The organism is Cyclobacterium sediminis (genome assembly GCF_054781075.1).
In genome coordinates, this window is the sequence record NZ_BAAGVC010000007.1 from 102278 (window position 1) to 123903 (window position 21626).

24 protein-coding genes are annotated in these 21626 nt (G+C 38.1%); 9 read left to right on the forward strand and 15 right to left on the reverse strand.

Annotated features, from left to right (window positions below):
* Nucleotides 1-4: 4 nt before the first annotated feature.
* Entirely contained in the window at nucleotides 5-1948 is a 1944-nt protein-coding gene (locus tag ACYVHJ_RS09030) for an HAD family hydrolase (RefSeq protein ID WP_460514203.1), read from the reverse strand.
* Nucleotides 1949-2607: 659 nt separating this feature from the next.
* On the opposite strand from ACYVHJ_RS09030, the gene ACYVHJ_RS09035 reads away from it, so the two are divergent.
* Nucleotides 2608-3720, forward strand: a complete 1113-nt coding sequence (locus tag ACYVHJ_RS09035) for a GAF domain-containing protein (RefSeq protein WP_460514204.1) — start codon at nucleotides 2608-2610, stop codon at nucleotides 3718-3720.
* Nucleotides 3721-3770: 50 nt separating this feature from the next.
* Here ACYVHJ_RS09035 and ACYVHJ_RS09040 read toward each other — a convergent pair whose 3' ends face one another.
* Both ACYVHJ_RS09040 and ACYVHJ_RS09045 read right to left on the reverse strand, forming a co-directional pair.
* A complete protein-coding gene (locus tag ACYVHJ_RS09040; RefSeq protein WP_014019877.1) occupies nucleotides 3771-4400 on the reverse strand; it encodes a peroxiredoxin in 630 nt (209 codons plus the stop codon).
* Nucleotides 4401-4449: 49 nt separating this feature from the next.
* Entirely contained in the window at nucleotides 4450-4863 is a 414-nt protein-coding gene (locus ACYVHJ_RS09045) for a Fur family transcriptional regulator (protein WP_460514205.1), read from the reverse strand.
* Nucleotides 4864-5032: 169 nt separating this feature from the next.
* Here ACYVHJ_RS09045 and ACYVHJ_RS09050 point away from each other — a divergent pair, with 169 nt between their 5' ends.
* Nucleotides 5033-5524, forward strand: coding sequence for a low molecular weight protein-tyrosine-phosphatase (locus ACYVHJ_RS09050; RefSeq protein WP_460514206.1), 492 nt, complete (start codon nucleotides 5033-5035; stop codon nucleotides 5522-5524).
* 49 nt (nucleotides 5525-5573) lie between these two features.
* On the opposite strand, the gene ACYVHJ_RS09055 is transcribed toward ACYVHJ_RS09050, so the two are convergent.
* The gene (locus tag ACYVHJ_RS09055) at nucleotides 5574-6842 is read right to left on the reverse strand and encodes an amino acid kinase family protein (protein WP_460514207.1); all 1269 of its coding nucleotides are present in this window, start codon (nucleotides 6840-6842) and stop codon (nucleotides 5574-5576) included.
* 54 nt (nucleotides 6843-6896) lie between these two features.
* On the opposite strand from ACYVHJ_RS09055, the gene fbp reads away from it, so the two are divergent.
* Entirely contained in the window at nucleotides 6897-7913 is a 1017-nt protein-coding gene (gene fbp / locus ACYVHJ_RS09060) for a class 1 fructose-bisphosphatase (RefSeq protein ID WP_460514208.1), read from the forward strand.
* A 35-nt stretch (nucleotides 7914-7948) separates the two neighbouring features.
* On the opposite strand, the gene ACYVHJ_RS09065 is transcribed toward fbp, so the two are convergent.
* Genes ACYVHJ_RS09065 through yihA form a run of 3 tightly spaced genes read right to left on the reverse strand, consistent with a single transcriptional unit; the run spans nucleotide 7949 to nucleotide 9376 of the window.
* Nucleotides 7949-8269 (reverse strand): hypothetical protein, encoded by a 321-nt coding sequence (locus ACYVHJ_RS09065; protein WP_460514209.1) that lies wholly within the window; start codon nucleotides 8267-8269, stop codon nucleotides 7949-7951.
* 5 nt (nucleotides 8270-8274) lie between these two features.
* A complete protein-coding gene (locus ACYVHJ_RS09070) occupies nucleotides 8275-8712 on the reverse strand; it encodes a DUF5606 family protein (protein ID WP_460514210.1) in 438 nt (145 codons plus the stop codon).
* Nucleotides 8713-8770: 58 nt separating this feature from the next.
* Entirely contained in the window at nucleotides 8771-9376 is a 606-nt protein-coding gene (gene yihA / locus ACYVHJ_RS09075; protein WP_460514211.1) for a ribosome biogenesis GTP-binding protein YihA/YsxC, read from the reverse strand.
* A gap of 116 nt (nucleotides 9377-9492) precedes the next feature.
* On the opposite strand from yihA, the gene ubiE reads away from it, so the two are divergent.
* The 6 genes from ubiE (at nucleotide 9493) to ACYVHJ_RS09105 (ending at nucleotide 14050) form a co-directional block, all read left to right on the forward strand.
* Nucleotides 9493-10215, forward strand: coding sequence for a class I SAM-dependent methyltransferase (gene ubiE, locus ACYVHJ_RS09080; protein ID WP_460514212.1), 723 nt, complete (start codon nucleotides 9493-9495; stop codon nucleotides 10213-10215).
* On the forward strand, nucleotides 10164-10943 hold the full coding sequence (gene porT, locus ACYVHJ_RS09085) for a type IX secretion/gliding motility protein PorT/SprT (RefSeq protein WP_460514213.1): 780 nt from the start codon (nucleotides 10164-10166) through the stop codon (nucleotides 10941-10943). Before ubiE ends, porT begins: the two co-directional genes overlap by 52 nt.
* Before the next feature lie 60 nt (nucleotides 10944-11003).
* Complete coding sequence (locus tag ACYVHJ_RS09090) at nucleotides 11004-11762, forward strand: Rossmann-fold NAD(P)-binding domain-containing protein (protein WP_460514214.1); 759 nt, start codon at nucleotides 11004-11006, stop codon at nucleotides 11760-11762.
* Entirely contained in the window at nucleotides 11759-12538 is a 780-nt protein-coding gene (locus tag ACYVHJ_RS09095; RefSeq protein ID WP_460514215.1) for a M15 family metallopeptidase, read from the forward strand. The genes ACYVHJ_RS09090 and ACYVHJ_RS09095 overlap by 4 nt, the downstream gene beginning before the upstream one ends.
* Before the next feature lie 39 nt (nucleotides 12539-12577).
* Nucleotides 12578-13348 (forward strand): ThuA domain-containing protein, encoded by a 771-nt coding sequence (locus tag ACYVHJ_RS09100; protein WP_460514216.1) that lies wholly within the window; start codon nucleotides 12578-12580, stop codon nucleotides 13346-13348.
* A 402-nt stretch (nucleotides 13349-13750) separates the two neighbouring features.
* Nucleotides 13751-14050: a hypothetical protein gene (locus ACYVHJ_RS09105; RefSeq protein WP_460514217.1), complete on the forward strand. Its 300-nt coding sequence runs from the start codon at nucleotides 13751-13753 to the stop codon at nucleotides 14048-14050.
* Nucleotides 14051-14106: 56 nt separating this feature from the next.
* Here ACYVHJ_RS09105 and ACYVHJ_RS09110 read toward each other — a convergent pair whose 3' ends face one another.
* From ACYVHJ_RS09110 to ACYVHJ_RS09145, 8 genes are all read right to left on the reverse strand, one after another.
* Complete coding sequence (locus ACYVHJ_RS09110; RefSeq protein ID WP_460514218.1) at nucleotides 14107-14622, reverse strand: peroxiredoxin family protein; 516 nt, start codon at nucleotides 14620-14622, stop codon at nucleotides 14107-14109.
* 181 nt (nucleotides 14623-14803) lie between these two features.
* Nucleotides 14804-16669, reverse strand: a complete 1866-nt coding sequence (locus tag ACYVHJ_RS09115; RefSeq protein ID WP_460514219.1) for a Xaa-Pro dipeptidyl-peptidase — start codon at nucleotides 16667-16669, stop codon at nucleotides 14804-14806.
* 127 nt (nucleotides 16670-16796) lie between these two features.
* Entirely contained in the window at nucleotides 16797-17258 is a 462-nt protein-coding gene (msrB, locus tag ACYVHJ_RS09120) for a peptide-methionine (R)-S-oxide reductase (RefSeq protein WP_460514220.1), read from the reverse strand.
* Nucleotides 17259-17277: 19 nt separating this feature from the next.
* The gene (locus ACYVHJ_RS09125) at nucleotides 17278-17805 is read right to left on the reverse strand and encodes a peptide-methionine (S)-S-oxide reductase (RefSeq protein ID WP_460514221.1); all 528 of its coding nucleotides are present in this window, start codon (nucleotides 17803-17805) and stop codon (nucleotides 17278-17280) included.
* Between the two features lie 399 nt (nucleotides 17806-18204).
* Nucleotides 18205-18399: a hypothetical protein gene (locus tag ACYVHJ_RS09130; protein ID WP_460514222.1), complete on the reverse strand. Its 195-nt coding sequence runs from the start codon at nucleotides 18397-18399 to the stop codon at nucleotides 18205-18207.
* 181 nt (nucleotides 18400-18580) lie between these two features.
* The gene (locus ACYVHJ_RS09135; protein WP_460514223.1) at nucleotides 18581-19147 is read right to left on the reverse strand and encodes a glycosyl-4,4'-diaponeurosporenoate acyltransferase CrtO family protein; all 567 of its coding nucleotides are present in this window, start codon (nucleotides 19145-19147) and stop codon (nucleotides 18581-18583) included.
* Between the two features lie 108 nt (nucleotides 19148-19255).
* Complete coding sequence (locus ACYVHJ_RS09140) at nucleotides 19256-19765, reverse strand: DinB family protein (protein WP_460514224.1); 510 nt, start codon at nucleotides 19763-19765, stop codon at nucleotides 19256-19258.
* Between the two features lie 9 nt (nucleotides 19766-19774).
* The gene (locus ACYVHJ_RS09145; protein ID WP_460514225.1) at nucleotides 19775-21583 is read right to left on the reverse strand and encodes an acyl-CoA dehydrogenase family protein; all 1809 of its coding nucleotides are present in this window, start codon (nucleotides 21581-21583) and stop codon (nucleotides 19775-19777) included.
* Between the last annotated feature and the right edge of the window lie 43 nt (nucleotides 21584-21626).

Sequence of the window (21626 nt, forward strand, 5' to 3'; positions counted from 1 at the left end):
GAATTTATTTGAATAAATAATTTATTCTTATGGCATTTAAAATGGCCAAGAGGGCTACGCCCACATCGGCAAAAACAGCCTCCCACATACCTGCCAACCCTGCAGCTCCCAGGCTCAATACCAAAAACTTTACCATAAAGGCAAGAGCAATGTTTTGCCATACGATGCTTTTGGTTGCTTTCCCAATTTTAAAAGCCAGGGCTACCTTGGAGGGATGGTCTGTCTGAATCACAATATCCGCAGACTCAATGGCCAAATCACTACCCACACCTCCCATGCCTATGCCTACATCCGCAGCAGCAATGGAAGGGGCATCGTTGATACCGTCTCCAATAAATGCGACCACATTTTCCGGGTCTTTTTTTAGGGCTTCAATTTTAGCATATTTTTCTTCAGGAAGCATTCCTCCAAGGGCTTCATCAGCCTTTAGTTCTTTTCCTAATGCTTTTACTACCTCCTTTTTATCTCCGGATAATATCATTATTTGTTGAATACCAAGCCTTCTAAGTGAAGTAATGGCTTCTTTGGCATCCGGTTTTATTTGATCAGCTAATACAAAATACCCACAAAGGATATCCTCAATTGCACAGTAAATTACCGTTTTATTGGGATCAGTAACAAGCGATGGCAGCAATATTCCATGATCTTCCATAAGCAAGCTGTTGCCAACAAGCACCCTCCTACTATTTACTTGCCCTTCCAATCCTTTACCCGGGAATTCTTTTAGTGAATCCAAAGGGCTTCGGTTTGAATTAATATGCCGGATAATGGCTTGCCCAATTGGATGGTTGGTATTGGCTTCCACAGAAGCTGCCAACTCTGTCCAATCGGCAGAAGCATTGGGAAGACTTTCCACTTTTTCAACGGAGAAAATTCCACTTGTCAAAGTACCTGTTTTGTCAAACAAAACGGTATTGATACTAGTAATGCTATCCAAAAAATTGGATCCTTTGAATAAAATCCCTTTTCTGGAAGCCGCACCTATCCCTCCAAAATAACCTAAAGGAATAGAAATTACCAAAGCACAAGGACAGGAAATTACCAGGAATACCAATGCCCGATAGAGCCAATCTTTGAATGAATAATCTTCTAATATAAAATACGGAACAATGACCAAAGCAAGGGCCATATAAGTGACAATAGGTGTATAGACTTTAGCAAATTTGCGAATAAATTGTTCCGTTTTTGCTTTCTTTGATGTGGCTTCTTGTACGGTAGAAATAATCCTTTGTAAAGAACTATCTTTAAAAGGCCTCAATACACGCAAACTTATTAAATCCTGAAGGTTAACCATACCAGCCAAAACCTCCTCCCCTTTCTTGATTTCTGAAGGCAAACTTTCACCTGTAAGTGCTGCAGTATTGAAAGTTCCCCCATTACTTAACAATTGGGCATCCAAAGGAACCTTTTCCCCGGCCCTGACTTCTATTATTTCCCCGGACGCTACATCTTCAGGTTTAACCAAGCTAGAATTTCCGGCTTTAATTACCCGAGCACGCTCAGGCCTGATGTCCAAAAGTGCCTGAATATTGCCCTTTGCTTTGATTACTGCACGGTGTTGAAGTAACTCACCAATGGTATAAAAAAGCATCACAGCCACTCCTTCCGGATATTCTCCTATGGCAAAAGCGCCAATGGTTGCTATTCCCATCAAAAAGAATTCAGTGAAAACCTCTCCTTTGCGTATAAGTTTCCATGCGGTTTTCAATACCGGAAACCCTACAAATGAATAGGCTAAAAGGTAAATAAACAACCAACCATTGACACCTAACACATTAAAAGGAATCTGCTCTTCGGCCAAAATGGCCGTGAATAATATTACAAAACAAAGAACACTGGGAATCCATGTGGATTGCCAAAAGCTTCGTTTTGAATTTTTTGGGTTGGTTTTTACCCCACAACCACTTTCACTTTCGCAACAAGAATGATCTACTGATTTAGGTGCCATTGATTCATGATTCAGTTTTTTCAAAGGTACATTAAATCAAGATGCATTTTATTTGCAAAGTTAATTTTGCATGAAAGACTGGTAGTGTTTGTGCTAATCATTACTGAATTGTCACTAAAACCGATTAAATTAAGATAGTTGTTTTAAAAAATTTAAATAAAGACAATCTATAAAATACCTCAATAAAAAATTTATAGACTAATTATAGAATAAGAAAATTAAAAATATTCAAATAAAATAGTTCATTTTTTCTACATTAAGTCCGAGTTGAATGATTCTATTCGGCAGTGAAGTAGGCGCTTTAATGCAGGAATTAATTTATCATAAGAAACACCTATCCTGATAAGGATATTGAAATTAATAGAATTTAACACCAATATTTATATTATAAATAATTGTAAACTACAAATTGTTTTAATACATTAGTTTATTAACGATAACTTGCTTATTTTCAATATCTCAAGTAGCACTACACACCATATTCACATAGTTAAAAATAATATTACCATGCAAAAAATTGGGTGTAAAAATTTTCATTAAAATATATAATTTTAACTTAAAATAATTAATATGAAAAAAGATTATAGTTTGACAATATAGCATCGTTTATAATTTAATTGCCCAATATTCCCCTATTAACCTAAAAATATTTTACCCTAATGGTAAATGAAGAAGACAGATTAAAAGAACTTGATTCATATCAAGTGGTAGATACAACTCCGATAAAAGAACTGGATGAGTTGGCTAATATTGCAAAATTAATCTGTGATGTTCCATTTTCCTTTATAACAATTATAGACAAGGGTGCGCAATGGTTAAAAGTAAATTCCGGGCTAAACTTCAACAAAACCAGTAGAAAAGATTCTTTCTGTCAATACGCCCTCAATAATCCTAATGAGGTAATGATTGTCAATGATCTAACCAAAGACACGCGGTTTAAAGACAATTCATTTCTTCAAGGAAATCCAAAAATCCGTTTTTATGCCGGTGCACCCCTGGCAACACCAAGTGGAAATGTATTGGGTACATTGTGTGTTTTGGACCAAAAACCCCGGGAAATTTCAACCAATCATAGGAAAGCATTATTGGCCTTGGCAAAAAAAGCCATGGACCACCTCAACCATAGAAAACTAATTCTGGAACAACGGAATAAGATTGAATCCAATGCGGAAGAGTTAAAAAGGCTTACAGACAATGTACCAATCGGAATCTTTTTATTAAAAAAAGATGCTCAAGGTAAGTTAAGCTTTGAGTTTTTAAACAAAGGCTTTAAACATTTACAATTAGGCATAAGCTATGATAAATTACAAAGCTCTCCTGAATTAGGTTTTGCTTTGGTACACCCTGAAGACAAGGAAAACCTTAGAAAAAATTTATCGAATTCTTTCAATACCTTGAAACCGCTGTATACAGAATACCGCTTCAAATCAAAAGAAGAATATAGATGGCATTTTGTGACTGCCCAGGCAAAGAAAACAAAGGATGGAAGCGTATTATTGTACGGATGTTTTCAAGACATAAACAACCGTGTGGAACTGGAAAAAGCAATGGAACAAATATCCTTTGATATTTCTCATGTATTGAGGAAACCGGTTACCAGTCTTTTAGGGTTGACGGAATTGATTCATACCGAAAAGGTAATTAAAAAGGCAGAGTTACGTGAATATGTGGAGCAAATAAAATCAGTATCTTTGGAACTGGACAGTTTTACACGCGAGTTGTACACCATTTACAACGAAAAAAGAAAAAAATTCAACACGCTGAAGAAATAAAAAAACCCTGCCAATTGGCAGGGTTTCCATTAATTAATGAGGGGTCTTGTTTAGTTTTTTGACAAATAAGAAGCCACACCTTCTCTGGTTGCGCTCATTGCCTCTTTACCTTCTTCCCAGTTTGCAGGACAAACTTCACCATATTTTTCAACATGTCTTAAAGCATCAATTAGACGCAACATTTCGTCGATATTTCTTCCCAAAGGAAGGTCGTTTACCGTTTCATGTCTAACTGTTCCTTCTTTATCTATAAGGAAAGTAGCTCTGTAGGCCACTGGTAAACCTTGATAAGTAAGTTCTCCTTCTTCATTGTAGTTCCAGTCACCTGCAAGGACACCAAAGTTATGGGCTACAGTTTTTACCGGATCTGCAATGATCGGATAAGTTACTCCTTGGATTCCACCTTCTGCTTTTGGTGTGTTTAACCATGCAAGATGAGATTCTTCTGTATCACAAGAAGCGCCAATTACCGCAACGCCTCTTTTCTCAAATTCTTCCAATTTCTCTTGGAATGCAAGAATTTCAGTAGGACATACAAATGTGAAATCTTTTGGATAGAAAAAGAAAATAACATCTTTTTTACCGATGAATTGCTCTAAAGAGAAATCTTCCACTATTTCTTCTCCATCAATTACAGCAGGTACGCTAAATAAAGGTGCTTTTTTTCCAACTAATGACATAAAATAAAATTTAATTGTTTATAGATAATTTAATGATATTAAAAGAAATTTATTTTGTTTTTCCCTTAATTACCAACGATACTTCTTCAACCTCAAAACCATCAATTTGGTTCTCTTTAAAAAAAGTATGTAGCAATTCCTCCAAATCAGGATTTTTATAATCTCGAATGTCACTGCTTTCATTACAATACAGATGGCTGTGCGTCTCCATCACAGGATCAAAACGCATCAAACCCTGATCATCTCTGAATTTTTGCAAAATGCCTGCATTTACAAAGCTTTCTAAAGTTTTGTAAACAGTACCCATTGAAATACTCGGATTCTCTTCAGTAATCTGATTGTAAACCATTTCAGCAGTAGGATGATCTTGAGAATTACACAAAGAACGATAAATCACCAATCGCTGATGGGTAAATTTCATGCCCTTTGAAGTAATTTTCTCTTTTAGACTATCAACATTCATTTCTAGATAGGAATAATTCCTGTTTAGGATTCATTGTGCAAAGGTAGGTAATATTTTAGGAAATTCATATGTATAGTGCATTGATTTCCGTAATTTAACCTTTTAATAATATAACCATATCCTATTAAACCCTGCTGAACGCAGACAAATTACAGAAACTGATCGTTTTATGATAAAAGTATTGTTTATATGCTTAGGTAACATTTGCCGCTCACCATTGGCCGAAGCGCTTTTCAATCATAAAATCAAAGAAAAAGGTTATGAAAATTTTCTTAATTGTGATAGCTGTGGGACCTCAGATTATCACATAGGAGAATTGCCTGATGAAAGGACCATGGCCTCTGCTTCAAAAAACGGCATCAAAATATGCCATCGTGGAAGACAGCTTAACCGAACAGATTTCAGGGACTTTGATTATCTCATTGCGATGGATGACTCCAACCTTTCGAATATAAAAAAAGCAGCAAACCAGCACAAAACATCTGCTAAAAACCTTTTTCTGATGCGGTCATTCCAAAAAAATGCAGCCTTTAGTGAGGTTCCGGATCCATATTACGGAGGTGTAGATGGGTTTCAGAAGGTTTATGAAATCCTAGACAGCTCTTTGGACGGCTTCATAGAAACCCTTGAAAAAAATCACCCCGAATTAACTAAAAAGTAACTAATCCGGCATTTCTTTCTATCCCTATGCCAAATCGCTTTATAGAATATTAACTTTGAAACAGCCACTGCACCAAGTCTGGACTCCTTTGTTCGAGAATTAAATCGGCCTCCATCCTTCGGTAATGCTCCAAGGTTACCCCTGTAGGGTTCTTAACAGTAATCAGTTTAAGACCTCTATTTATCCTTACATGAAAAATATCCCTGAAAGCTTTGGTAATTTGATCATCAGTAAGTGAGATTGTGTTGATTACAATATTAATATGGGCAGCAGCACTTTGGATCAATTGAATTTCTGCGTTGATATCATCTGCTACATCATAAATATAGTCAAAATGAAAACCACCCAACATGGAGAGATCCCTTATCCTAAGTTCAATAAGGCACAGGTTATTTTTTATAATGGTAATTGGAATTCTTGGGGCTTGCCCATATGGACCTATAACTGTACCCGGCTTGTCAGGGTCTAAAAATGATTGCACATAAAGTGAAATTCCATGCTTACTTAAGGGTTTTATGGTTTTTGGATGAATCACACTGGCTCCATAGTAAGTCATCTCGGCCGCTTCTTCAAAATCAAGGTATTCAAATTTGACCGCATCCGGAAAAAGGTCCGGGTCACCGTTCAAGATACCCGCTACATCTTTCCAAATGGTAACTGAAGAAGCTCCAAGGCTAACCCCTAAAATGGCGGCAGTAAAATCTGAACCTTCTCTGCCAAGGGTGGTGGTGTTTCCTTGAAGATCCTTTCCAATAAAACCTTGGGTGACCACAGGAAAATTTTCAAGCTTTGGAATAAGGGCTTTTCTACAGTGCTGCATCGTTAGCGCCCAATCTACCTTGGCCATTTTTGTATGGGAATCAGTGCTAATCAGCTCTCTTGCATCTTGCCAAAGACATGAACAGCCAATTAGACAAAGGTATTCTTGAATTATCCTTGTGGAAATCAATTCACCATAGCCAATGATTTGGTCATAAAAAAAAGCTTGATTTTCTTTTATGGCAGCATTCTCCAGGGCTCTGTGCAGTTGAGCAAAATGATTTTCGACCCTAGAATAGATGGAATGGCCCTCTTCAAATAAACCCTTGCATAAGTCCAAATGGTACTCCATCAAGTCCATCAACGGCCCATTAAATTCCTTATTATCAAAGGATAGGCTTATTAACTCTTCTAGTCGATCAGTCGTTTTACCGGCTGCAGAAACAACTATAACCAAATTGTTTACCCATCGACTTTTGAGTAATTGTGCAATTCGTTGAATTGCTTTGGCGTCTTTTATGGACGCACCACCAAATTTATAAACCAAAGGTTGTATCATGAAAATAGAAAGGAAAAAGTAATATTTTAACGATAATCTATTAACTTCAAAGGTATGAAGACACAGCCTTACAAACAAGATACCCAGAACCTGGCATATAATGTTGGGGTTACTTTGGATAGATTTATCAAAAGCAAACAAGAAGATTTTCCATTTGCTTCAGGAGAATTATCCCAACTATTGAGAGACATTGCCTTGGCGGCAAAAATTGTTTCCAGAGAAATAAGTAGAGCCGGTTTATCAGATGTAACCGGTGCTTTCGGACAGATCAACGTTCAGGGCGAAGAACAGCAAAAACTGGATGTAATAGCTGATGTTCGTTTCACCAGAGCCCTTACCAAAGGAGGTGAAGTTTGTGCCATAGTCTCTGAGGAAGAAGATTTGGTAATTGATTTGCAAAATAGCAAAGGCAAATACGTAGTCGCCATTGACCCCTTGGACGGCTCTTCTAACATAGATGTAAATGTTTCAATAGGTACTGTTTTTTCCATCTACAGGCGGGTTACTCCTTCTGGATCACCTATACAAGAAGTGGATGTACTGCAAAAAGGCCGTGAGCAAGTGGCTGCAGGCTATGTGCTATATGGTTCTTCCACCATGCTGGTATATTCTACAGGAAATGGCGCCAATGGTTTTACTTATGAACGTTCTTTGGGTGAGTTTTTTCTTTCGCATCCCGACATGAAAATGCCTGAAGATGGTAATATTTTTACCATGAATGAAGGCCTTACTCCGATGATTAACCCAAATATTCTTTCCTATTTAGAAAGTTGCAAGCGACAGGGAGCTTCGGCAAGGTACATTGGAAGTTTGGTGGCTGATTTTCATAGGAATTTACTCAAAGGAGGAATTTATCTCTATCCTTCCACCACTCAAGCCAAAAATGGTAAGATTAGGTTGATCTATGAAGCAAATGCGCTGGCATTCATTGCTGAACAAGTAGGTGGGATGGCCTCTGATGGTAAAAATAGGATTTTAGATATTCAACCGGAGAGTTTACACCAACGGACCCCTTTTTACATAGGATCTACCAAAATGGTAAAAAAATTAGAAGAAATTTTGAATAGCTGATTAATAGAGAGTAGCCAGAAGGTATTAACAGCGAATTACTGCTCACTGTATTTTTTGCGAAAGTGCACCTTCAACATTTGGCGATCAATTATGGCGAGTGACATTTGAAAAGAAATTTCTTCCGGAGGGCAGGTATTTAAGATTTCCTGCACTTTTCCTTCACCAAGGTCAAAACGGTAACATAGTGTGAGAAATCTTTCAAATTCTTGATTGAGTAGGTGAGCCACCACCGGCTCAATAACTTTTGCTAAGCTTTCTCTGTCAATTTCATCCGGAATTATAGGCAGTTGCAGTAAATCTTTTAAATCTACTGCAACTGTCTTAATAAGACTTGAATTATCAATGGATGAATTCATGCATTTTATTTTTCTTCTTCCTCAGCCTTGTTATCATCCTCCCCTGTTTCCTCTTCCAAAACCTCTGGGCATTGGGCACGGATAATATGGTACCAGTTGATCAACTTTTTAACATCAGAAGCATAAACCCGATCTTCATCAAACTCCGGAAGAATATGTTTCATGAAAGCCTGATATTCTTCTTTGTCAGCGCCTTCCAGGCCGGTATCACCTTGAAATTCTTTTTCAATTTTCACCATTATATCCTGTAATGGAGAAGCGCCTTCCTCTGTAAGGGTATAAATGGATATTTCACTCAATAAAGAAACTCGCTGTGCGGCGCCTACTACTAATTTACCCTTTTTTTCATCCAAAGATTCAAGGATAACCCCACTTCTACTGGGTTTCAATACTTTATATAAACCTGGTTTTCCAGAAACAGTGGCAATGTCTTTAAATTCCATGATAGTTATTTTTTTATTGGCTGCAAATATAGGATTATCTCCAGAAAGATCGGGGTATTTACCCCTCCTCATAATATTCAGATACGTTTTCTTCTATAAATTGGGTTAACTCTTCTCTGCCTACGCTTGTCATGGCAGAAGTAACGAAAAATTCCGGTGCTTCTACAAACATTTTTTCCATTTCATCTAGGAAACGGTGCACATTGTCTGCTGTTTTTGATTGGGATTGTTTGTCCGCTTTGGTGAAAATCAATGTAACCGGCAATTCCAACTGACCACACCAAGTAATAAATTCTATGTCTATAGGTTGCGGGTTGAGTCGGCTGTCGATCAAAACAAATACAGATACCAGGTTTTCCCTTTCAGTAAGGTAATTGCGAATCATCTTGTTCCATTCAGCCTTCAATTTTTTATTTGCCTTGGCAAACCCATAGCCCGGAAGATCGACCATATACCAGCGAGAATCAATTTCAAAATGATTGATTAACTGGGTTTTACCTGGTTTTCCTGATGTTTTGGCCAGGTGCTTGTGATTGGTAAGCATGTTAATAAGCGAGCTTTTTCCAACATTGGATCTACCAATAAAAGCAAATTCCGGCTTGGTGGGTGCCGGGCACTTTGTATGGTCTGAATTACTCATTAAAAAGCGTGCATTCTTCAACATGGCTCTTTTTTCTTGCAAAGGTAAGTAAATTCCTGAAAGGTCTCCAAACCATTAATTCATTAACAATTTTCCATTGCTCAAGTTTACTTAGTAATATTGTATTGAAATAAGAAGCCATGTCAGTAGTTCCATACAAAAATCAAAAAGAAGGCAAGAAGCAACAAGTTGCCAACATGTTCAATAACATTAGCAAAAATTACGATTTGCTAAACCATGTTCTTAGCCTAGGCATAGACATTATCTGGCGAAAGAAAGCCATAAAAATGTTGCAGGAAGATAAGCCAAAGTTAATTTTAGATATTGCCACCGGTACCGGTGACTTCGCCATAGAAGCCTTGGCATTAAAGCCTGAAAAGATTATCGGTGTTGATATCTCTGAAGGTATGCTCAATGAAGGGCGGAAGAAAATGAAGCAAAAAAAACTGGATCACCTTATTGAATTACAAATGGGAGATTCAGAAAAGTTACTGTTTGAGGAAAATAAGTTTGACGCTGTCATCGTTTCATTTGGGGTTAGGAACTTCGAAAACCTTGAAAAAGGCTTGGCAGATATGTACAGAGTATTAAAACCAGGGGGAAAAACAGTGATTTTGGAATTTTCTACACCAAAAAAATTCCCGATGAAACAAGCTTATTCCTTTTATTTTAAATATATTTTACCTCAAATTGGTAAAATCGTCTCAAAAGACAATTCAGCCTATACCTATTTGCCCGAATCGGTAAAGGCTTTTCCTGATGGCGATAATTTTATTAATATTCTTGAAAGGGTAGGTTTCAAAAAAACGCAATGCAAAACGCTCACATTTGGCATAAGTTCAATATACGTTGGTATAAAGTAGTTCTTCTTTTCTTAGCAATATTCTTTTTCCAAAACCATTTGGTAAAAGCACAGCAAAAGAGTTTTATTTTGAATCCATCAGGAAGCGATAATGAACCGCTTTCTTATGGCTTTTTCCTTGCGGCACATAACAGTACGCTAAGAATTAAGTATGCGGACAATTTTCTCAACCCCGATTATCCCAATCTTGATAAAGTTAGGGCCATAATGCCAAGTTTTTCTCCCGGCTTTGCCCTGGGATTTTTGGTAACAGCCAGATTACATGATCAATTTAACCTGATGTTTACCCCTAAAGCTGGATTTTATGAGTACCGTACCGAGTTACAGCTTTTTACGGATGATCCGGATGCTATCAATGGAGTGGGAATAAATGCTGTTCCACTACTTACAGAAGAAACGCTTGTAGAAGTTCCCCTATTGCTCAAATACAAATCCCAACGCTTTAATAATACCCGAATGTTTTTTATTGGGGGATTAAACGGACAGTTTAGAACTAAAAATCAAGAAGAAGCCAATGAAGACCCGGTGGCACTAAAAGGAACCGATGTGGCATTGGAAATGGGTATGGGCTTTGACCTTTATTTCAAATTTTTTAAGTTTTCTCCGGAAATCCGCTTTTCACATGGCTTGATGAATCTGTACCAAGAGGGATATTCAGATGAACGAATGGCTGGAGCCATCTCATCCATCAAAAGGAAATCCATCACCATCTATTTAAATTTTCAGTAAGGCAATTGCATTGCAGGCCATTTCACTTTTAATCTTAGGGGAAAAATTTTATCTTCCCTAATGGAAAAGAAAATTGCATTCATTACCGGAGCAAGTTCCGGCATAGGAAAAGCTTGTGTCAAATACCTGGCTGCTGAAGGTTTTGACATCATCGCTTGTGGTCGTAGGGAAGAAAGATTGGTAGAACTAAAAGACTTACTTCCAAAAGATACTGCCTATCATTATTTGGTTTTTGATGTGAGGGATAAAAAAGCCGTCTATGAGGCCATTGATTCTTTGTCTGATAAATGGAAAAATATAGCCGTTTTGATCAATAATGCAGGCAATGCCCACGGACTAGACTTTATTCAGGATGGCAGCGAGGATGACTGGGATGCCATGATGGACATCAATGTAAAAGGCCTGCTCTATGTTTCTAAAAAGATCATCCCTGGAATGGTGGAAAGAAAACAAGGGCAGATCATTAATATAGGCTCCACTGCAGGTAAAGAAGTATATCCCAAGGGCAATGTCTATTGTGGTTCCAAACATGCAGTAGATGCCATTACCAAAGGCATGCGCTTAGATCTAAACCCTTTTGGAATAAAAGTAATGGCTATCAACCCGGGCCTTGTGGACACTGAGTTTTCTATGGTCAGGTTCAAAGGGGACAAGAGCAAGGCTGAAAATGTGTACAAAGGCTTTACGCCTCTAAAAGCTGAAGATATAGCAGATGTGGTGAGGTTTGCCGTAACCAGACCTCCTCATGTTGTATTGGCAGACGTAATTGTATTGCCCACTGCCCAGGCCAGCACCACCCAATTGCACAAAGAGGAATGATAAAAACCACCATCAAATGCGGAATAATAGCATTGAGCCTAATGGCCTGTGGAGAAGGCAAAAATGAAATTAGTGAACAAAGCGCAAAAGTGAGCCTCCCAAAAACCGAATCCTTGGACAGCTTAAAAGCTGACCCTGTTCAAAAAGACAGCCTTCCGATTGTAGGAGAATTAGAACAACGCCTTATCAAAGCGGGCCTTTTAAACGTACAAAAAGAAATCCCCGGGACACTGGTAGACCTTAGGTATTCTACTAAAAATAATTTCTTTGGAAAGGATGTATATGGAGAGCTAACAAATTGCTATTTACAACCAGAAGTGATTGAAATGTTGAAAATGGCGCACAAAGCTTTAAAAAAATCCCGTTCTTCCCTTACATTTCTGTTCTTTGATGGGGTTAGGCCACAATCTGTTCAACAAATCCTATGGGATGAACTGGATAAACCTGATAGCATCAAGCCACTGTACGTAGCCAACCCACAAAAAGGAAGTTTGCACAACTTTGGCGTAGCAGTAGATCTTACCCTAGCCAAAAACAGCAATGGGGAAGCCCTTGATATGGGCACAGCCTTTGATTTTTTCGGATACCCTGCCTATCCTGACCGAGAGGAACAAATGCTCAAAGAAGGAAAAATAAACCAAAAACAAGTTGAAAACAGACAATTGCTTAGGAAAATAATGACTGAAGCAGGTTTCAAAGGTATTGGTTCTGAGTGGTGGCATTTTAATGCCTTCAGCAGAAAGATTGCCAGAGAGAAATTCGATATTGTTAAATAAAAATGCTATTATCGTTTCTGATTTTAAATTCAATAACCTATGAAAAGCCTTATTAGCAAATCCAAAATATATTCTTTACTGATTACCAGCATCTTGGTCCTCTCTTTATCTTCGCTTAGTCAAGCCCAACAATTCAGAGCTTTAGTTATAAGCAAGACTTCCGGTTTTAGACATCAGTCGATCCCCGAAGGAGTAGCCGCAATAAAAAAGTTGGCAAAAAAGCATCGCTTTGCCGTATATGCTACAGAGGATGCAAGTTTGGTCAACGATAAAAACCTAGAAAAATACGATGTCATCATTATGATGAGCACCACAGGAACCATCTTTAATGCAGAAGAAAAGGCAGCCTTCGAACGCTTTGTTAAAAGTGGAAAAGGTGTAGTAGGAGTACACAGTGCCACTGATACCGAATACGACTGGCCTTGGTATACAAAACTAATTGGAGGTCAGTTCAACCATCATCCTCACCAACAAACCGCAAGAATAAAAGTAATGAATGGAGACCATCCTGCCACCTACCACCTCAATGATAAGTGGCTATGGACCGATGAATGGTATGAATATAAAAACTTCAACAACAAAGTAAATATTCTCCTACAACTAGATGAAACCTCATACGATGTAGGCCAAAGAAATGGTAAAAAAATGGGTATGGGTGCTGTACATCCCATTTCTTGGTACCATGAATACGATGGTGGCAGAATATTTTATACCGGATTGGGCCATGTGGAAGAAGCTTTTGTAGACGCAGATTTCTTAAAGCACCTTTATGGAGGAATTTGGTACGCTGCTTTAGGCAAACCTTTATAGCTCTTAAAGACAAATCTTACTCAAACACCTAAAAATAAGTAAAACCCCCTTTCCTACTTTATTGTAAGGAAGGGGGTTTGTTTTTGAAATGGAATTATTAAGGCAAACTTTGCATTTAGTCAGTTTTTTAAGGAATAGGCTTATAATAAACCTTTCACTTTTTGTACCAAGCTCATTGGTTTTTTAATTATCCTTAGTCCGGCTCACATTGAGGCCTACGTAACAAGTAGCCAAGATCTTCTTATCATAAAGTAAGGCTTTTCAATTTTCTAAGTAAGTAATTAATATCAAATTCAAAATTCATAATTTGCCTTGATGAAATTGTGCTCAACCAATAAAAGGTAAACTAGTTTCTTTTTTGGGGATGCTAGAATTGAATTTAAAAAAAATTTAAAAACCCAAATGTTTAATAAAGAGATAAACAGAGAACGCTTGTACAAATGGAATACGCGTAGCAGTACATTGACCATGTTGATTTATGTGCTTTATGGGGTATTCTATCGATTACAGCTTCCGGTATGGTATGACTATCTCGTAACTGGCATCACCGTTTATAACATTCTACTAATCTCATTGATTGTATACCTAAGCATGGAAAAAAGGCACTTGGTGGATCACCTAAAAAAAGCCATTTTATTGGGAATATTTCGATTGGTTATCAATTTGGTACTGCTAAGCTTAATAGTAAGCAACAGCTTATAGAAATAGCCATACAACTCACTACCCGGCGATTGCTCCTTATGCAATTAAAATAAAAGTTATTTTCGCAATTCTTCCAACACTGCCATAAACTTTTTGACAGACAACCTATCAGAATTTTTCTTTCCTATATACCTGTACACCTCTTTCCCATCAGGCCCTATTAAAATTAAAGCCGGGTAATGAACCAATTGATTGTGGAAGGAATACCCTCCGGGAACGTCCAACTCGTCTGCCAGTTGGGCACCTACATCTCTGTAAATGGTAAAACTGTCCTCATCCAGGTTTTCTGCCCAGGCCAAAATTTCTTCGTCAGTATCGGGTTTAATAAATACTTGGATTACATCATCTAACCCTGCGGTTTTCTCAACATAATCATTGGTATGCCTGATACAGTAGGGACATTCTGTTTTGAGTAAAAAATGCAAGGCAACGTATTTTCCTTTTGCTTCGCTTAAAACAAATGGCTTTTCATCTCCTACCGCCGGAAGAGAAAAGTTTTTTACCTTTTCTTGGGCCAATAAACTGTGTGATATAAAGACTAAGGAGAATACTGCTAGTATTTGTATTTTCATGGTTTTAATTGATTCGTTTCTTAAGGATTGACACAAAATAGGCTAAGGGGTAAGGATAGGCTTCTTATGATTTTAGGGTTCAAACTTAGAAAAAAGCCTGCAGGCCTATTTGAACCCACAACTAATTTTTCAAACGCAGACGATTATACCAAGGTTTAGTAAATTTTTGAAACAAAATGAGTTAGGGTTGAGAAAAACTACTTTCTAAAGCTTTTAATCCACCCACTACCGGTAATTTCAAAACCGTATTATCCAAATCTACGGTTATTTCAGTTCCTGGTTTGGGCCAAACAGTAAATTCTCTGTCACTGGAAAAGATCATCAAAGCTATCTTCTGCCCCTTGGGGATAATTTGGTCATCAGGTTGAAGAGGAAAGCTTATGGTGTAGAATTTACCTGGTTTTAAAGGTTTTCCTTTTCGCTCAGAGGAATGGTTTTGAGGATCTGCCCAGCCTCTTGTAATTATATTGTCGGTAATCTTGGCATTTTTGGCGGTATTCCAAGGCAATGAGACCAGCCAAACAGATAAATTGGCTGCGGCCTTACTTGAAGAAAGCTTTATGGTAATCTCAGCGGTGCCGGATAAGTGAATATCCTCCTTTAACTCGGGGGTAAGATAAATTAGTCGATGATTGGTAAGTTCTGCCTGGGCAAGGGTTGCACCATCAAAGGAATAATTATCTTCCAAGGTTTCCATTTTCTGGCTATTGTTATTCACGAAAGCCAAACTACCCCTACCCGGTGCATTTCCGTTTAGGTAAAGTTTTACTTCAGAAGCAACGGGATTTGGAAATGCTTCATAAGGAGTAGGCTTTTCATGAGAGTCATTTTCACGAACAATCCAAACCTTGGCATCATTTTCTACTCCATTTTCTATTCCATGTAAATATCTAGTAAACCAACGATTCATCATTGAGAAAGGCGGTGGCCCACCATGCCCATCTTGGTGATAGTAAAGCTGAGAAGGGATTCCCATTTCTACTGCCTTTTGATATATTCTATTGCTGTGCTCCGGCATCACATTCCAATCATTAAAACCATGGGACATTAACAGCGCAGCCTTCATAGGTTCCATCTGGTATAAGTAATCTTTGGCAAACCAGAAATCATTTAAATCCCCAGTTTCACGATCCATGCCCTTTCTCATTTCTTTGTCTCTTATCCGTGCATTATTGCGCGCCCTCATGGCAGTGTCTCCACTATGGATAAAATCATAAAGTACATCTATATCTTCACCGAGGTAACCACCGGGAGAACGAACCAGACCATTCGAACGGTAATAATGGTAGTAAGAAGTATTGGGAGCGATAGGAATAATGGCCTCTAAACCTTTCACACCGGTGGTTGCAGCGGCAAGGGGGATCGTTCCATTGTAGGAGGTTCCTGTCATCCCCACCTTTCCTGTAGACCAAAAAGCTTCTACTTTCTCATTGCCATCAATGCTGGTATACCCATCCCTGCGTCCACACAACCATTCTATAACTGCCTTTGGAGCAAGAGACTCATTTTTCCCTCCCACAGTGGGTGCTCCTTGGGATAAGCCTGTTCCCGGAGATGATGAATGAACCACAATATATCCCCTGGGCACCCACTCCCGAATATGGGAATCAGAAATGTGAGGTCTTTTATAGATTGTTTTTACTTCCGGATGTGAACGTTCTTTCGGGGGCTTGCCTAATTCATGTTTAACATCCCAAAATAAGCCTGAGACATTCGGCGCTACTCCCGTAAAATAAGGACTTGAAATGTAGATAACCGGAAGCTTGAGGCCTTCATATTCTGTCTGATAAGGTCGAGTAACATCCACATGCATGCGATCCATCTTACCATCTGCATCACTATCAAAATCTGTTTCCACCCATAGGTCATGGCGAATCCATTTCCCCGGGTCTTTAAATGCCTTCACCTCCTGAGCCTCACCATTCTTGAATACAGGTGTTGCAGCTTCTTGGGCAAATACCTGCTTAGTGGATAGGAGTAACAATAAATAAAAAGCGATTCTAAAAGCTTTTTTTCTGATAGGTTGTGGCTTATTATAGATCATCATAGGGCAATATTGGTGAATTCCAGACTATTGACTGGAATGGAAGGTATTATGCTTATCAAACAAGTGAAAGGATAAATTTAATAATGATTTCCATATTTGTAATCGAGATCGGATCTTTCGGTCTCAATTACCCGGAAACCTCATCACTAGGTTCCACTTTTTTAAGTGAAACAGCATTCATGCAAAATCTCAAGCCACTAGGTGCCGGTCCATCAGGAAAAACATGCCCTAGGTGAGCATCACAGGTATTGCAAGTAGTCTCTACTCTAACCATTCCAAAGCTGGTGTCTTTGTGATGGGCCACTGCATTGTCTTTTATCGGTTGGGTAAAAGAGGGCCAGCCGGTGCCGCTTTCAAATTTCTCATTGGCATCAAAAAGTAAGGTTCCGCAACATACGCAAGCATAAATTCCGGGTTCAAAGGAACTGCAAACGTCAGAACTAAAGGCTCGTTCGGTACCTTTTTGCCTTGTTACCCTGTATTCTTCCTCGGTTAACCGTTCTTTCCACGCTGCATCCGTTTTTTCTACCCTTCGATCAGGTTTTAAATTGCCATTGTTGGCATAGCGTATTACATCGTTCCAGTTCATGATTATTCTATTTATAATTTTATCCTTTATTTAATAAAACCGTTTTCTTTTCAGTTGGTTTTATTAACATCGTTTTTTGAAAACGATCTTTTAGGGCTTTTAGTTTTGGTTCTATATACTTGGCACAAAAAGGACGCTCCGGGTTTTTGTAATAATAATCCAAAAATTCCTCCTTATTTTCTTTAAAGGCCACAAAGGCGAGCACTTTGGTCAGAATAGGCTGATCAAAATCTTTTTGAATGGCTTTAATAACAGACAGACACTCCATTTGCTGTTCCGCATCAAAAACATAAATAGCTGACCTGTATTTCTTCCTTAATAGATGGTCTGCCGTACAACTATGGCTGTGTAAATGAATGGCAATCAATAATGATAAATTGACCTCATCTGGGTTGAATTGGATCAGTACCGCTTCTGAGCCTTCCTGGTTTGGGCTTTCTGAAGAAATCCAGCCTTGCTTAACCTCCAGCACTCCACGAACAGACATGAATACACCCTCCGTACACCAATGGCAGCCTCCTCCCAGTCCAATTGTTACTGTGTTCATGGTACTTATCGTTTAATCCAAAGTAAAAGAAAGGAATTATAAGCTTAATTATAAATAAAGACTATACCTGTAAGATTTAAACATTAGCGATAATTTAACCTAAAAACCTTGTCCTTGGAAGCTTTTTCATGAAATTCTGAAGAGGTAGTAATAATTGAAAAAATCAAACAAAATTTTACTCATTTACAAAGCATAAAGGTTTAATTTCATCTGAAATTAGCGGTATTTTATCGAAGCAAATTGGTTGATATTTTAAAAAAATTTTACTCTATCCTCCTTGTAGGTAATATTTTCTCCCATAAGCGTTTTATCGCTTGAAAAGTTTGTCAACTCAACCAATTGGTAATATCCACTGTCTAGTACACATTGATTAATAGTTGGCATAGGAGATCCTGAAAATTAATTTAATGTTTTATTGCCAACAAACGAAACAAGCGGGATTTGAATACCGGAATAAACATCCAGAAAATAGTTTCTCAATTCCTCAGCTTTTGTAATGGCTACCGGTACGTTTATTTCTGAAACTGTGTCGTAAGAATTTAACAAAAGAGATACCAATACCACCAGCAGCCATTTAATAGTTTGTATTTTCATTGTCTTTCAGTTTTGGATAAATAATCTTGAACATGCCATAGAAAGCCGAATATTTGTTCGGGCTTAAAGCTTGATCCTTACTTATGACAAATTTTATACTTTCTGCATTTACATTCGTTCTGAAATGTTATTCCGAACTTCTTTGAATTCTAAAACCTTTGGAAAAGCTGCTTCCCTCCCATTATGGCTTGGCTAAGATTCTTTGTATTCTTATTCTATGATAGCGCTGCAAGATTACCGGGTAAAAATTTCCAATTATATTGATAAGGAAAGTAAACAAAACCAATAAATTATAACCGGGAATTATAAACAATAGGTTTATTATTAGCAAAAGAACCAAGGCAGCTAAATGTCCAAATTCCGATTGCTTCGATTGGTAAATAAATTGTTTCAAACCGCTTTTCTTTCCATCAAAAAACTTTTTTCTATTGTCTTTTTTTCCCCAGAAAAATATAATCAACAGTTTTCGAAAATACTTTACACCCAATACATTGTACCAATTAATCAGTTTGGAAGGTTTTTTTATGATGTAGTAATTTTCCGGCAAAGCCTTGTTCGTAGGAAAGACAAAACCTGGAAATGCAAATATCCCTGTCACGCATAAATTGATCATAAAACCTAAAAATAATGAAGACTTAAAGCCTAATTGTTCAGGGCCAAAAGCTAAGATTTGTCTTAGGCTGGTGAAAGAAAAGTACAATAAAAATAGGGACAGCAGGGTGAAAAAGATTTTTTTAATTATTTTCATTAGGAACAGAGACTATGGGTAATGCTAAAGATGTATTGCCCTGTAATATAGAAAATAAATGTATTATGATTCGGCTGTGGAATAGATCTCTCCAAATATAAAAATACCTTAACTATTTCTTTCCTTAAGTACACTTACTGTAACCAGTAATTGTCCGAAATGTCGTTGTGAATGTTCTGCAATATGAAAGTACAATCCCATCACTGTAGTTGGTAGTTTTTTTCTGCCCACCGTTCGGTTTTGTTTTAACTCATCTTCACTGGTCTTACTGAAAATGAGGAGTAGCTCCTGTATCTTTTCACTGAAACGCTTCACAAGATCTTCGGCGGAAATAGAGGCATTAGGTGTTTTTTCATTCTTCAAAAAATCAAATTGATCCTTAGACAATGCTGATTCTTGGGCATAAGTTATCAGTCGGTCTGCCACCCCATAAAGATGATTCAGGTGAAAGCCAACACTTGCTCTACCGGCAACAGTTTGCCATAGAAGGGTATCAGGAAAGTCATCCAAACATTCCTTTAACTCTTTGTCTAGCTGCAACAATGCATGAGCAGCTGGTTGAAGCATAAAAGGAATGTTTGGAATAGGCCCATTTAGCCAAGCCTCAGGTGTATTCATACTATTAATTTATGCATGGAAAAAGAAATATTTACCCTCGGAAATCAATGCAGAGGCTATTTGACGTCGCAGGGATTTGGTGTTGATATTGTCGTATTTAGTAAAACGTTTCAATCCCATTAATAGCATCTTCTGCTCATCCCCTTTAGTAAAAGACATAATGGCTTCTTTGCCTGCAGATTGAATTTTTTCCACCGCTTCATAAAGATAAACCTTGGTGGCTGCCAAATGATATTTAACAGCTTCTTCACCTTCTTTGATCAGCAAACTTTCTGTTCTCAAAAGCGCAGATTCAGCGGCATAAATTTCGATCATTATGTCTGCCAGGTTCATCATGATTTCTTGTTCCTCTTCCATTTTGTTACCAAGATTCTGAGCCGCTTTCCCTCCAATCATTAGAAAAACCTTTTTTAATTTTCTCAGGGTTTCTTTCTCAGCATTTAAGGGTTGTGAAGAATCTGTACTTCCAAAGCTAGGTACTGAGGTCAACTCTTTGGATACTTCCATGGCCGGACCCAAAATATCTATTTCTCCTTTCATAGCGCGTTTCAGCAACATGCCTACCATTAAAATTCGATTGATTTCATTGGTACCTTCATATATGCGGGAAATTCGTGCATCTCTAAAAGCACGCTCCATTGGTGCATCGGCAGAATAACCCATGCCCCCATAAATTTGTACGCCTTGGTCGGTTACATAATCGAGTACTTCCGAACCATGAACTTTCGCTATGGCGCATTCTATGGCAAATTGTTCTACACCTTTCAATTTGGCCTTATTGGGTTCCATCCCTTCTTTTATCAAAGCATCTATTCTGTCTTCAACATCTTGACCGGCCCGGTAGCAAAGGGATTCACAAGCATAGGTTTTTATGGCCATCTCTGCCAACTTGGCTTGAATGGCACCAAAGGAATTAATGGATTGTCCAAACTGTTTTCTTTCGGCACTGTATTGAATGGAATACCCCAAAATTGTTCGACAGCCACCCAAAACGCCTGCACCTAACTTTATCCTCCCAATATTTAAGATATTAACGGCGATTTTAAAACCATTTCCTCTTTCAGAAAGTAAATTCTCTACCGGCACAGGACAATCATTGAAAAACACCTGACGAGTGGAACTACCTTTGATTCCCATTTTTTTCTCCTCCTCATTCATGGTAATGCCACCATAGTTCTTTTCTACCAAAAATGCTGAAAGGTTTTTGTCCTCATCTATTTTAGCGAAAACTATAAAGAAATCAGCAAAACCTGCGTTTGAAATCCACATTTTCTGACCATTGATCAGGTAATGCGTTCCTTCTTCATTTAGGCTGGCCTTGGTTTTTCCACTGTTGGCATCTGATCCGGCATCCGGTTCTGTTAAACAATAACATGCCGCCCAGTCCGCATTGGCCAATTTGGGAAGGTATTTCTTTTTCTGTTCTTCTGTTCCATAGTAAAGAACAGGTAGGGTACCAATTCCGCTATGTGCTCCATAGGTGGTAGAAAATGATCCTGCAGCTCCTATGATATCAGCAATCAACATGGAGGTGTTGAAACTCATACCTAAGCCGCCATATTCTTCAGGAATCGCTATACCAAGCAAACCCAGGTCCCCGGCTTTCTTCAATATAGAAGGAACGAGTTCTGGATTTTTCATGCTGTCAATCTCTTCCATCTTTGGAGTGATTTCCATGTCTAGAAAATCCTGACAGGCCTGCGCCATCATTTTCTGTTCTTCACTAAATTCTTCAGGTATAAATACGGCGCTTGCTTGGGTTTCTTTTATGAGAAACTCTCCTCCGTTAAGGGCATTTTTTTCATTAATTTTTTCCATGGCTATTTAAGGCTTTAATTTTTTTAAAGAGAGGTTTAATTCA